The organism is Lysinibacillus sp. FSL H8-0500 (assembly GCF_038051955.1).
Classification (GTDB): domain Bacteria; phylum Bacillota; class Bacilli; order Bacillales_A; family Planococcaceae; genus Lysinibacillus; species Lysinibacillus macroides.
Window position 1 is genome coordinate 1,742,211 of the sequence record NZ_CP150292.1, and the last position, 12,829, is coordinate 1,755,039.

The 12,829-nt window shown below is 38.9% G+C and carries 11 protein-coding genes; 10 read left to right on the plus strand and 1 reads right to left on the minus strand.

The features are described 5' to 3' along the window. Positions 1–245: 245 nt before the first annotated feature. The 8 genes from MHB44_RS08230 (at position 246) to MHB44_RS08265 (ending at position 8,677) form a co-directional block, all read left to right on the plus strand. Positions 246–2,390: a 5'-nucleotidase C-terminal domain-containing protein gene (locus MHB44_RS08230; RefSeq protein ID WP_341302330.1), complete on the plus strand. Its 2,145-nt coding sequence runs from the start codon at positions 246–248 to the stop codon at positions 2,388–2,390. Positions 2,391–2,551: 161 nt separating this feature from the next. After that, positions 2,552–5,323 carry an ATP-dependent DNA helicase DinG gene (gene dinG / locus MHB44_RS08235; RefSeq protein WP_341302331.1) on the plus strand — a complete coding sequence of 924 codons (2,772 nt, stop codon included), beginning with the start codon at positions 2,552–2,554 and terminating at the stop codon, positions 5,321–5,323. 129 nt (positions 5,324–5,452) lie between these two features. Beyond that, positions 5,453–5,587 (plus strand): isocitrate lyase/phosphoenolpyruvate mutase family protein, encoded by a 135-nt coding sequence (locus MHB44_RS08240; protein WP_341302332.1) that lies wholly within the window; start codon positions 5,453–5,455, stop codon positions 5,585–5,587. Further along, positions 5,588–6,196: an isocitrate lyase/phosphoenolpyruvate mutase family protein gene (locus tag MHB44_RS08245; protein ID WP_341302944.1), complete on the plus strand. Its 609-nt coding sequence runs from the start codon at positions 5,588–5,590 to the stop codon at positions 6,194–6,196. It begins immediately after the preceding gene. Between the two features lie 24 nt (positions 6,197–6,220). Further along, a complete protein-coding gene (locus MHB44_RS08250; protein ID WP_341302333.1) occupies positions 6,221–6,790 on the plus strand; it encodes an Ada metal-binding domain-containing protein in 570 nt (189 codons plus the stop codon). After that, complete coding sequence (locus MHB44_RS08255) at positions 6,787–7,701, plus strand: DNA-3-methyladenine glycosylase 2 (RefSeq protein WP_341302334.1); 915 nt, start codon at positions 6,787–6,789, stop codon at positions 7,699–7,701. The genes MHB44_RS08250 and MHB44_RS08255 overlap by 4 nt, the downstream gene beginning before the upstream one ends. After that, on the plus strand, positions 7,688–8,185 hold the full coding sequence (locus MHB44_RS08260; RefSeq protein WP_341302335.1) for a methylated-DNA--[protein]-cysteine S-methyltransferase: 498 nt from the start codon (positions 7,688–7,690) through the stop codon (positions 8,183–8,185). The genes MHB44_RS08255 and MHB44_RS08260 overlap by 14 nt, the downstream gene beginning before the upstream one ends. A 156-nt stretch (positions 8,186–8,341) precedes the next feature. Beyond that, positions 8,342–8,677, plus strand: a complete 336-nt coding sequence (locus MHB44_RS08265) for a DUF378 domain-containing protein (RefSeq protein ID WP_341302336.1) — start codon at positions 8,342–8,344, stop codon at positions 8,675–8,677. Between the two features lie 132 nt (positions 8,678–8,809). Here the strand turns inward: MHB44_RS08265 and MHB44_RS08270 are convergent, their stop codons facing one another. Next, positions 8,810–9,979, minus strand: a complete 1,170-nt coding sequence (locus MHB44_RS08270) for a PucR family transcriptional regulator (RefSeq protein WP_341302337.1) — start codon at positions 9,977–9,979, stop codon at positions 8,810–8,812. Positions 9,980–10,119: 140 nt separating this feature from the next. On the opposite strand from MHB44_RS08270, the gene MHB44_RS08275 reads away from it, so the two are divergent. Beyond that, positions 10,120–11,364 carry a Zn-dependent hydrolase gene (locus MHB44_RS08275; RefSeq protein WP_341302338.1) on the plus strand — a complete coding sequence of 415 codons (1,245 nt, stop codon included), beginning with the start codon at positions 10,120–10,122 and terminating at the stop codon, positions 11,362–11,364. A gap of 44 nt (positions 11,365–11,408) precedes the next feature. After that, a complete protein-coding gene (gene hydA, locus MHB44_RS08280) occupies positions 11,409–12,812 on the plus strand; it encodes a dihydropyrimidinase (protein ID WP_341302339.1) in 1,404 nt (467 codons plus the stop codon). Positions 12,813–12,829: the final 17 nt, after the last annotated feature.

Genomic DNA, 12,829 nt, shown 5'->3' on the forward strand with positions numbered 1-12,829 from the left:
AACTCTTTTTCATTTATTTTACTAAATTTTACTCTATTAATCTACTATATTTTTAAATAATTGGATTTTATATTTATAATGTAATTTTATTGAGTTTAACCCAACGAATCTGAGTTTTTAGACACGTTATCGTATTTATAAAATATATTTGATAAAAATACGAATCTTCTAGTATTTTGTATCATATTTATGTAAAATTTAGTTGTAAGATATAACTTAATTGATTAATGGAGGTATCAGTTGCAATGACAAACAAACGAAACAGATTTTACACAGCAACTGCAGCGGTATTGGCCGTAGCAGCAGTGGCAGTAGCACCAGCATCAGCAGCAAGCCCTTTTTCAGATGTCAAGGAAGACTATGCCCATTATGAAGGCATTGCCACACTCTACGCAGCAGGTATTGTCAATGGATACCCAGATGGTACATTTAAACCGGAAACAAAAGTCACACGTGGACAAGCTGCGAAAATGATTGCAGGCGCACTCCAGCTAGATACAAAAACTATCGAGAATCCAAATTTTACAGATGTTGATGTATCAAGCCCATACTATGGCTCTATTGCAGCACTTGCAGCATTGGACGTTATTTCAGGCTATGAGGATGACACATTCCGTCCAAATCAAACAATTACACATGGTAATTTAGCAAAAATTCTAGGTTCTATTCCAGCATTACCAGTGTTAGAGAGTGCGAAAGGCTATGCAGAAAACGATAGTGTAACACGTGGTCAGCTTGCAACATTCATTGCAGAAGCGCTAACAAAATCAGGGATAGAAACACCTGAAGTGCCAGAAACGCCTGAAACACCAACAGAAGATGGATTTACATTATCTGTTTTACATGTCAATGATACACATGCTCGTGCAGATCAATTACCGAAATTAGCAACAGCTGTAAAAGAACAACGTGCGGCAAAAGAAAATGTTCTTACATTGCATGCTGGTGATGCATTTAGCGGTACATTATATTTCAATGAATTTCAAGGTCAAGCAGACTTAGCGTTATTAAATGAAATTGGCTTCGATGCGATGGTGTTTGGTAACCATGAATTTGATTTAGGCTCTTCACCTGAAGGACATAAGGCACTTGCAGATTTTGTAAAAGGTGCTAAATTCCCATTCGTTGGTGCCAATGTAGATTTCTCAGCAGATGATACATTCACGGGTCTCTTTACAGATTTAGTGTCAAGTGAACCTGAAAATGGCAAAATCTATTCAGGGATTGTCAAGGAAATTGATGGTGAAAAAGTAGGGATTTTCGGCTTAACAACAGAAGAAACGAAAGATATTGCATCTCCAGGGAAAGTAACATTCTCTAATTATATTGAAGAAGCGAAAAAAGCGGTCACGGCCTTTGAAGGTATGGGTGTCAATAAAATTATCGCCCTAACACATATTGGCTATAACGATAATCCAAATGTTGATAATGATATTTTATTAGCCAAAAATGTACCAGGTATTGATGTAATTGTTGGTGGTCACGACCATACAAAATTAGACGAACCATTTATTGTGGATACCAACACAGTAGGAGAAGCGAAAGAGGCAACATTAATTGTTCAAGCAAATGAGTATGTAAAATATTTAGGTACGCTTGATGTTACATTTGATGAAAATGGTGTTGTTACGGAGTACGATGGTGAACTAATTGACCTTGGAAAAGTAGCGGAAGATGAAGCATTAGTAAAATTATTAGCACCTTATAAAGAGCAAGTGGATGCCGTAAACAATAAAGAGATTGGTGTCACATTAACAGAAGAATTAGCTAGTCCACGTGCAGGTGAAGGTAGCTTGGAAAGTGTGCGTAGCAATGAAACAGCATTAGGCAATATTATTACAGATGGTATGCTGGCAAAAGCACAACAATATACAGATAAAGCCGTTGTGATGGCATTACAAAATGGCGGCGGTATCCGTACATCTATTCCAGCAGGTAATATTACAGTTGGTCAAGTTATTGCGGTATTGCCATTTGGCAATACATTAGCATTAATGGATGCAACAGGTGCAGAATTAAAAGCTGCATTTGAAGTATCTGTAAAAAATGCACCAGAAGAAAATGGTGGCTTCTTACACGTTGCAGGCGCAAAAGTACAATACGATTCTTCACAAGAAGTAGGCTCACGTGTTGTATCAATTGAGTATTTAGATCAAGCAACAGGCGAGTATGTAGCAGTAGAGGATGCTAAAACTTACACAGTCGCAACAAATGCCTTTACTGCTAAGGGCGGAGATGGCTTTGATATGTTTGCTAAAGCATACGAGGAAGGCCGTGTAACAGATTTAGGTTTATCTGACTGGGAAAACCTACAGGAGCAATTACTATCACTAAAAGAAATCAAAACAACGACAGAAGGACGTATTGTTGATATTGCCCAACAGCAATAAGACATTCAACTCATGACGTAAAAACCGCAATTGGATGAGAGCTATTCTCGAAGATTGCGGCTTTTATTTTTTAGAAGATTGCTAGATGGTATGAAAGGATGCTGCTAAACCAAATATATGATAAAATTCATCTATCTAATGTGAACTGTGAGTTGAGATGTATGATGGAAAGTCAAAAATATGCAATTGTAGATTTGGAGACAACTGGTCATTCACCAGCAAATGGTGACAGGATGATTCAAATTGCCATTGTCATTATGAAGGATTGGGAAATTGAGCGTACCTATACGAGATTTATTGATCCTGGTAAGGCGATCCCGTCCTTTATTCAGGATTTAACACATATAACAAATAAGGATGTAGCAGATGCCTTACCTTTTGAGGCACATGCCGACACCATATATGAGCTGCTGGCTGATTGTGTATTTGTCGCACATAATGCAGATTTTGACTTATCCTTTTTACAGGCAGAGTTTAAACGAGCGGGCTTGTCAAAATGGCAGGGCAAAAAAATGGACACGGTGGAGCTAGCCAAAATTTTATTTCCAATGTCCCTTAGTTTTAAATTAGGTGATTTAGCAGCAGAATTACACATAGAGCTGGCGAATGCCCATCGCGCAGATGATGATGCACGTGCGACAGCAGAGCTATTTAAACGCTGTTGGAAGGAGCTATTAAGTCTGCCGCAGCTAACACTAGAGCAGATGCATAAACGCTCGTTTCGCTTGAAATCAAATATTTCTCAGTTATTTTTTGAGGCACTGCAAATTAAACGCCAACATGTCACAACGAATGAACATGTGCATTATTATCATCATTTGGCGATTTGTAATGGACGCAAGCTGCATACCAATCTGGAAGAGGCTATTGTCTATCCTCAAACTACAACAGACAAGATAGCCCTTATGACAAAAGCGTTGCCTAATTTTGAGGAGCGCCCTGCCCAATTTATGATGATGGATACAATATGGCAGGCTTTACATGAGCAAAAAGAGTGCGTGATTGAAGCCTCAACAGGGATTGGCAAAACCGTAGGGTATTTACTTCCTGCTATTTTATATGCGCGTGCTATGAATAAAAAAATAGCGATTAGTACGTATACCTCCTATCTACAAGAGCAGCTTGTGGAGGAGGAGCTACCGAAGATTGAAAAAATTCTTGGCACAAAGGTCAATATTACTGTATTAAAAGGGATGCAGCACTATATTGACCTTGAGCGCTTTGAGCAATGTATGGCTTATGCAGATGAATCCTATGATGATACATTAACCATTTTGCAAATCCTTGTTTGGTTAACGAAGACAGGTACAGGTGTGTTAAGCGAGTTAAATGTTTCAGGTGGTGGACAGCTATTTTTAGAAAAAATCCGAAAAATACCAACTAACAAACCACCTAAAAGCTTTGATTTTTATGAACAGGCCTTACAAAATAGTGCGGCTGCCGACTGTATTGTAACAAATCATGCAATGGTTTTAAGTGATTTAGTGCGTCAAACACCAATCTTTACGCAAATTGATGGTTGGGTGATTGATGAGGCTCATCAATTTATTCAAGCTGCTATGCAGCAGGATGAAATTGTGTTCTCCTATACACAATGGAAATATATACTGGGGCAAATTGGGACAATGGAAGATACAGCCCTGTTTCACCAATTTAGTGCAGCAGCCAAGAATAAGCAACGTGTGTCCATGCAAAGCCTTCAACAGCTAGCTGCCCAGTTTATACGCTTACAGCGGGCATTTGATCACACAGTCCACCAAGCTTTGAAAAAGATGCAGCAGCTGTCAAAAGGAAAACAGACAACTAGTAAACGCACCTTATTTTTAGAAGAAGCGGCATTAGCCAAAGAACCATTTATGCATGTTAGCAAATTAGCACAGCAATGGCTTGATCTTGCAGTGGAGGCAGGCAGAGCTTTTGAAAATAACATTGAGCAATTAGATAAAAATGATCACTATATTGTCACGGAATGGCATTATTGGATACGCGAATTAAAAATAAAAATTGCTGAATGGGAGGATATCTTCCTATCAGCACAGGATGGCAATTCAGTGTGGCTGGAATTTGACGTACGTAGTATTCCTGGTAGTCTCCAAGTGTTTAAAAAACCTATCAATGTGACAGCTATTATTGACCAAGTATTAGCACCAATACGCAAGCAGGCAAGTATTGTTTGGACATCAGGAACATTAACGGTGCCAGGCAATGAGCGTTTTGTAACCCGTCAGTTAGGCATTGCGAGTGATGTAGAAGTAATGAAGCTACAAGCACCGCCAGCCTATTATGCAGGTGCAAAGGCGTATATTGTCACAGATATGCCAGAAATCCAGCATGTTAGTCAGGAAGAATATATCGAGGCAGTTGCTCATGCGATTACACGAACAGTGCGAATGACAGAGGGTCGTTGCTTTGTGCTCTTTACAGCACAGGATATGCTGCGAAAAACAGTCGAGCTCATTCAAGATAGTGAGCTGCTCGATGATTATATGCTATTTGCACAAGGGGTAACAGGCGGCAGCCGTATGCGTATTCTAAAATCATTCCAAAAGTTTAGCCATGCTGTGCTTTTTGGCACAAATAGCTTTTGGGAGGGTGTGGATGTACCAGGTGATGCACTTGCCTCTGTCATTGTGGTACGCCTGCCATTTTCCTCACCAGAAGAGCCTGTTTTTAAGGCAAGAGCAAAGTATTTAACAGCACAAGGTCGTAATTCCTTTGCAGAGCTGTCCTTACCAGAAGCCATTATGCGATTTAAGCAAGGCTTTGGTCGCTTAATTCGCTCCTCACAGGATAAAGGAGCCTTTATTGTGCTAGACCGCCGTATTACAACCAAATCGTATGGCAAGGAATTTATCAGGGCATTACCGCCAATTGACGTAAGGAAGTTACAGCTACCTGAATTATTAAAAGAGCTTAATCATTGGCAACAATAAAAAGAATCCCTTTTAGCAGCAGCTAGAAGGGGTTTCTTTTTACATAGACCATAACAGCAAGATTGAGGACGAAATCAGTGGATATTTCCTGATAAGATAAGGTCAATCAAACAGTGTAGAGGCTTTTCAATGACAAAAATTCAGATATTCAATGACTTACATTCTACGCAAGAGCTATTCTTTATAGGGAATGCGTGGGATGTATTATCCACTTCCATATTAGAAAAGGTAGGCTTTCAGGCAATTGACACGACAGACTGGTGAATTGCTACTTCACTTGGCTATGCAGATGGTGAACTTATTGATTTTCATCGGCATTTAGCGAGTATTCAATCCATTGGAGACTATGTGAGCATATCCATATCAGCAGAGATCGAAGGAGGATATGGACATGATGCACAAAGTATTATTGGGAATGTGTCAAGAACAACAGATACAGGTGTAGCCGGCATCAATATTGAAGACGCCTTTAAACATCAACCAGGCTTAAGAAATGTGAAAGAGCATTGTCAGCTACTAGCAAATATAAGGGCTACACTTGACAATCATGGCTATAAAAATTTCTTTATCAATGCCCGAACGGATACTTATTTTCAATTAGAGCAGCCTTATGAGGAAACGTTAACGAGGGCAAAGGCTTATGTTGAAAGTGGTGCAAGCAGCATATTTATACCTGGGTTAACAGATGCCTATGAAATAAAGGGCATCACAAGATATGGGATATACCCATCTAACAAATTATCAACAGTTAAAAGCATTAGGTGTAAACACTTTGGCTTTGGCCATGCACTTTCAGACAAAATCATTGCACATTTAACAAAAAATGCTGCACAATTACTAGAGAGCCGAGCTACTTTCTGTTTATATGAGTAGTCAAAAAAACGGGGTGAGCTATTAGTGAATAATCCAGTGAATTTATCTTTTGATGAGATGTGGGAAAAAATTATAGTCTGTGATAAAACCTATGACGGGCTATTTTATACAGCCGTGAAAACGACTAAAATTTATTGTCGCCCTTCATGCAAATCAAGAAAGCCTAAAAAAATAAATGTTGAATTTTATCGGACTATACAACAAGTAGAGGAGGCGGGCTATCGAGCATGTAAACGATGTCAGCCTGAAATTGAGCATTCTCCCCATACGCAATTAATTAAAAATGTAACAGCTTTTTTAATTAACGAATATAAGCACAAACTAACATTACAGGATATAGCGGAGCATATTGGTATTAGCCCCTTTTATCTCGAACGGTTATTTAAACAAGAAACGGCTGAAACACCTCGTATGTACTTAGAAAAAATCAGAATTGATAAGGCTGCTTATTTGCTAAAGCACACAGCCTATACAAATCTTGAAATTTGCTATGAGGTGGGGTTTCAAAGCCCCTCCAACTTTTATAAAGTCTTTCGACGGTTGAAAAATTGCTCACCTACTGAGTATCGCCAGAAGGAGAAGATGGTGCTATGAAGTGGATTGATCATGCAGATTATATAAAGATTTCCAAGCCAAATGATTTTAGCTTTCCAGCGTGTTTAAAATTCTTTCATCGCACGGATCAAGAAATTCTCTACCGAATCAAGGATGACACACTCTATAAATTAGTTAAAATAGAAGAACAGCCTATTTTATGCAAAATAAGCGAGCAAGCAACGGCGATCAAGATTGAATTTCCTATGTACCAGCCTACAGCGAATGAAAAAGAAAAAATTGTCCACTATCTAGTGGAATGGTTTGATTTAACAAGAGATTTACAAAGCTTTTACAAGATGGCGGAACAAGATAAAATCCTCCAACCTCTTGTGGAAAAATATAGAGGATTACGATTAATAGGGATTCCTTGTTTATTTGAGGCGCTTGTTTGGGCAATTATTGGACAACAAATTAATTTATCATTTGCTTATACATTAAAACGGCGCTTTGTAGAAACCTTTGGTGAGCAACTCTATGTGGAGGGTGAAAGCTATTGGCTATTTCCTACGCCTGCCAAAATAGCTGAAATGCAGGTGGAGGATTTACGAAAGCTACAATTTTCACAAAGAAAGGCTGAATATACAATAGCGATTGCTAAAAGCATAGCAAATGGTGAGTTAACAAAAGATGTACTGCGGCAGCAGGGCGATTATATAGCGATGAAACAGCATTTAATGGCGATTCGTGGAATTGGTGCATGGACTGCTGATTATGTACTAATGACCTGCTTACAGGAGCCCTCTGCCTTTCCATTAGCAGATGTTGGCTTACACAATGCTTTAAAAATACAATTATCGTTAGCGCAAAAACCAACAATTGAGAAAATAAATGATTATGCAAAACAATGGGAGGGCTGGCAGGCATATGCCACCTTTTATTTATGGAGGTCACTATATGAAGCAATATAAACTAGATTATCAATCACCAATTGGCATAATTGAAATTGAGGGTACAGACACGGCTATTTATGGTATTAATTTTTCGGAACGAGAGCAGCTTGCACATATGCCGCAGCAAGAAACGCCACAAGTGATGCTAGCATGCTACGAACAACTGCATGAATACTTTTTAGGCGAACGTTTTGAATTTACATTTCCGTATCAATTTGAAGGAACCAACTTTCAACAAGCGGTGTGGCATGCCTTACCACATATTCCCTATGGTAAGACAGCCTCCTACAAAGATATTGCCATTGCCATCAACAATGAAAAGGCAGTAAGAGCTGTGGGCAGTGCGAATGGCAAAAATAATATCAGCATTGTCGTTCCTTGCCATCGTATTATCGGCTCAAATGGTACATTAACAGGCTATGGCGGTGGCATGTGGCGTAAAGAATGGCTGCTTCAGCATGAGCAATCACATCGTGAAAAGATAAGTAAACTGACTAATTAATGTAGTATATCTCTCCTTTATCGCAATCATACAAGGTATAAAAAAGTGCTGATTGCAAAAAATAAAACCGTTATAATGGGCAATTTATTCGCTTTTTATAACCTCTCCATGCGGAAAAAAGTCGTGTGGAGCATTGATGATAAAGGAGGTGTACGAATGAGCGCATTGTATAGATTTGCTTTAGTATTAGTCATTATTGGTGCTATCAACTGGGGACTTATTGGATTCTTTAGATTTGACTTGGTGGCGTATTTGTTTGGTGGACAAACAGCAGTATTATCTCGAATCATTTATGCACTTGTGGGTATTGCAGGCTTGCTTGCCATACCGATTATTGCCAAGCGTTTTGAAGACGAGGATGAAGTGGAAACACATACTCGAATAGACCAAAATCCTAGCTATGGTATGGAGGCTGGCGAGGAGGCGGATTTCACCGAAGTAACCGAGAAAAAGGTGAAAAAGGTTGAGAATAAAGATTCCCAGCATAAGTAAGTTAAAAAAACTGATGACCATATGGGCTCATCAGTTTTTTCCATTTTGAAAATGACCCGGCGTGAGAAAGGAAATTTCATAAAAGGCTAAAGTTGCGAGTGGAGCATGTAATGGTAGTTATCAAGAGCAATGCTATTGATGCGTTAAAACATCCTCTATTAAAAAGGCCATATACAAGCTTGTCTTTGTAAATGGATTGCTTAAATCCATATCTAAAAGCATTTCGATTTTTTTTATTTTATAAAGAACGGTATTACGATGAATAAACTGACGTTCACTAATTCTGCTTGTACTGCCATTTTCCTCAACAAATATGCGTAAAAAGGGTACGTAATCTGTGTTGTGTAATTCGTCATAACGATAAAGTCGCTCTAACATATCTTGCCGAAAACTCTTCATTAAAGACTGATTTTGTATCGCCATAATAATTTTATAAACGCCTATTTCTTTATATTTATATAAATATCGATTATTATGCAGCTGTGCTAAATGAATAACAGCTAATGATTCTTCATAGCTGTTACGAATATTTTCAAGCTCTTTATGAAAATTACCTTTACCAATAATGATATCTAAGTAACCATTTTTTGATATATTTCTTTCGTAAATTTCTTCCACAATCTTGGAAAAGGGCGTATTTGGTGTAATGATTTGTGCTTTATCGATTAAAAAAATAAGATGATTTTTATGCTTTAATTTTAAGAAGCGTTGATATCGATTTTGCAAAGCGAATTGAATCATGATTTCATAGCGGTCGATGGTTGCTTGTGCATCGATCGTTGTGCAGGTAATGATCGCTAATTCTCTCCCTTGAGGAAATCCTAGCTGTGCCAATTGCTCTTTTATTGCATGAGTGTTTGGCTTGTCCTGAAATAGTAGATTGAACAGCGCCTTTTCCTCGATGGAAAGCTCTTGATGATGGCTGGAAATAAATTGAAAGGTTGTTTTTAATAAATCGGCAATACGATAATTCCATGGCATTTGAAAAATAGGGAAATCATATTGATTAGCAAAAGAGATGACGGCTTCTGGAATAGTAGGAATGAATGGTCCTGTATTAATAATAAAGCCAGCTACTTTTTTTGTGTGCGCTTGTTTGACAAGCTGTTCTAAGGAATCTCGCTGTGCATCTAAATTGATGCCTGTTGTGACGACCAATTCATTAGGTCTACAAAACATGATTAAATCACTGCTTTCCACAACATTAATACCAGTAACTCTGCGATACGTACCACTATGTCCAGCGATTAATGTGAGCATTGGGAATTGAACTCCCTCTACCATTTTACGAATCGTCCCCATATTTCCCCTCCCTTATTATGAACATAACTTACCATATAGAATGTGCAGTTGCATATATTTTTTTAGTTTTCTATCCATATCTCACAACTTCTAGCTATTTTAGAATGTTTAATAACTACTGTGAAAGAGAGGACTGGCATATGTATAAATGTAATAGTAGACGATTGCAAGCGTTAATTGAACAATTTAGTCAATTTGGAGCTACTGGCAATGGTGGCGTCACACGTTTGTCTCTTTCAAATGAGGATGTATTAGCAAGAAACTATTTTTGTGAGTGTTGCAAAGCGTTAGGAATGGACATTCAGGTGGACGATATGGGTAATATTTATGCGACTCTTCCTGGGAAAAAGAATGTGCCACCAATTGTTATGGGGTCTCATTTAGATTCAGTTGAAAAAGGTGGAAAGTTTGATGGAGTGTTAGGTGTACTAACAGCGATCGAGGCGATTCAAGCAATTAAGGAAAATGATATTGAAATAGATATCCCACTCACGATTATCAATTTCACGAATGAAGAAGGAGCACGTTTTGACCCTGCTATGATGAGCTCAGGTGTAATTACCGCAAAATTTGATAAAGACAAAATGCTACAATCTACGGATAAAAATGGGATGAGCTTTCGAGAGGCACTACAAGCAAGTGGCTATAAGGGGAAAAAGGAAAACCGCCTAACCGAAGCGCTTGCCTATCTTGAATTGCATATTGAACAAGGTCCTGTACTAGAGGCAAAACAATGTGACATTGGTGTGGTGGAAGGTGTGCTCGGCATGGTGTGCTATGAAATAACCATTACAGGGCAATCAAACCATGCAGGTACAACCCCAATGTCAATGCGTAAAGACCCGATGATTGTGGCATCGACCATCCTTAAAGAGCTATATGAACAATTGGGAAAAATTGACGAACAGCTTGTTTTTACTTTTGGTCGTATGAATGTTTCCCCGAATATTCATACCGTTATCCCTAATAAGGTGACATTTACAATTGATTCACGTCATCAAAAACCAGAGGTCATGCAACAGGTTGAGGATATTCTCAATGCGCTTCCTGAGACAGCAGGCGGATGCCATATTCAGCCTGTCAAGTTATGGGGCAGAGATACCGTGTATTTTGATAGTGCGATTTGCAATGAAGTAGAAAGAGCTTGTCAAAGTTTTGGCTATTCATCTCATCGTATGTTTAGTGGCGCTGGACATGATGCACAGTATATGGCAAGTATGGTTCCTTCCGCGATGATTTTTGTGCCAAGTATTCAAGGGAAGAGTCATTGTGAAGAAGAGGAAACAGCCTTTGAAGATTGTGCAAAGGGCGCAGATATTTTACTAGAAACGGTGTTAACGCTACAAACGAAGTTTAGTATGGGCGAAACATATACACTGCATTAACTATCAAGCATTCTCTAATTTTGTGATGAAGGGTGAGAGGCATAATGAAAAAAATCATTAAAGGTGGACGAGTAGCAACAGCTGCTGATGTATTTGAGGCAGATATTTTAATTGATAACGGTAAAATTGTTCAAATTGGCCGAAATTTAACGGATGCTGGCGCTGAAATTATTGATGCTACAGGCAAGTACGTATTACCTGGTGGCATTGATCCCCATACGCATTTAGACATGCCATTCAATAATACGGTGACAGATGATGATTGGAAGTCAGGCACCATTGCAGCGGCTTTTGGTGGGACAACGACTATTTTAGATTTTTGTTTAACAGCAGGGGAAGAAAAATTATCGACAGCGTTAGAAAAATGGCATGACAAGGCACAAGGAAAGTCTGCTATTGACTATGGCTTCCACTTGATGATTGGTGATTTAACACCTGAAATCGAAGCTGAATTACCGCAATTATTGGAGCAAGAGGGCATTACTTCGGTTAAGGTCTTCATGGCTTATGCAAAAGAATTCCAAGCGACAGATCGTACACTATTTAAAGCCTTTAAAATCGCTAAGGATCTTGGTGCGCTAGTGATGGTCCATTGTGAAAATGGCTCTGTTATTGATGAGCTAGTAGAGGAGGCAAGACGTGCTGGACATAAGGAACCGATCTATCATGCACTAACTCGTCCAGCGGAATTAGAGGGAGAGGCAACAAAGCGTGCTATTGAATTAGCGCATATAGCTGGTGCAAAGCTCTATGTGGTGCATGTGACATGTAAAGAGGCGGTAGATGAAATTATTGCTGCTCGTGAAAAGGGCTATGATGTCTTTGGTGAAACTTGCCCACCATATTTAACGCTCGATCAATCAGCATTAGCGCAGCCAGGCTTTGAGGGAGCCAAATATGTTTGGTCACCTCCACTTCGTCCTAAATATCATCAGGAACATTTATGGAATGCCTTAAAGGCGAAACAGCTTCAGACAATCGGCTCAGACCAATGCTCCTTTAGCTTTAAGGGTAAAAAGCAGCTAGGCTTAAATGATTTCTCGAAAATTCCAAATGGCGGACCATTCATTGAAGACCGCTTCAGTATTTTATACTCAGAGGGCGTGGCAAAAGGTAGAATTTCCATCAATGAATTTGTTGATATGATCTCTACTAGTGCCGCAAAAATATTTGGCTTATTCCCGCAAAAAGGAACGATTGCAATTGGTTCAGATGCTGATATCGTCATTTTTGACCCAGAGGCACAGCGCCAAATTTCGGCTAAAACACATCATATGAATGTGGACTATAACCCATATGAAGGCTGGGAGGTAACAGGTGAGCCTGTTAGTGTACTCGTACGTGGGGAATATGTCATTAAAAATAAAGAATTTGTAGGGGTACTTGGCAGTGGACGATATATTAAACGTCCATTAAAAACAGTAGCGGCGGAAGCACTAAATATTTAGCTTCCTACAGAATAGGA

Excerpts from the sequence above, each read along its gene's own strand:
- MHB44_RS08260 (WP_341302335.1), top strand. The coding sequence starts at position 7,688 with ATGAAGCAATATAAACTAGATTATCAATCACCAATTGGCATAATTGAA.
- MHB44_RS08240 (WP_341302332.1), top strand. The coding sequence starts at position 5,453 with ATGACAAAAATTCAGATATTCAATGACTTACATTCTACGCAAGAGCTA.
- dinG (WP_341302331.1), top strand. The coding sequence starts at position 2,552 with ATGATGGAAAGTCAAAAATATGCAATTGTAGATTTGGAGACAACTGGT.
- MHB44_RS08255 (WP_341302334.1), top strand. The coding sequence starts at position 6,787 with ATGAAGTGGATTGATCATGCAGATTATATAAAGATTTCCAAGCCAAAT.
- MHB44_RS08275 (WP_341302338.1), top strand. The coding sequence starts at position 10,120 with ATGTATAAATGTAATAGTAGACGATTGCAAGCGTTAATTGAACAATTT.
- hydA (WP_341302339.1), top strand. The coding sequence starts at position 11,409 with ATGAAAAAAATCATTAAAGGTGGACGAGTAGCAACAGCTGCTGATGTA.
- MHB44_RS08270 (WP_341302337.1), bottom strand. The coding sequence starts at position 9,979 with ATGGGGACGATTCGTAAAATGGTAGAGGGAGTTCAATTCCCAATGCTC.
- MHB44_RS08265 (WP_341302336.1), top strand. The coding sequence starts at position 8,342 with ATGAGCGCATTGTATAGATTTGCTTTAGTATTAGTCATTATTGGTGCT.
- MHB44_RS08230 (WP_341302330.1), top strand. The coding sequence starts at position 246 with ATGACAAACAAACGAAACAGATTTTACACAGCAACTGCAGCGGTATTG.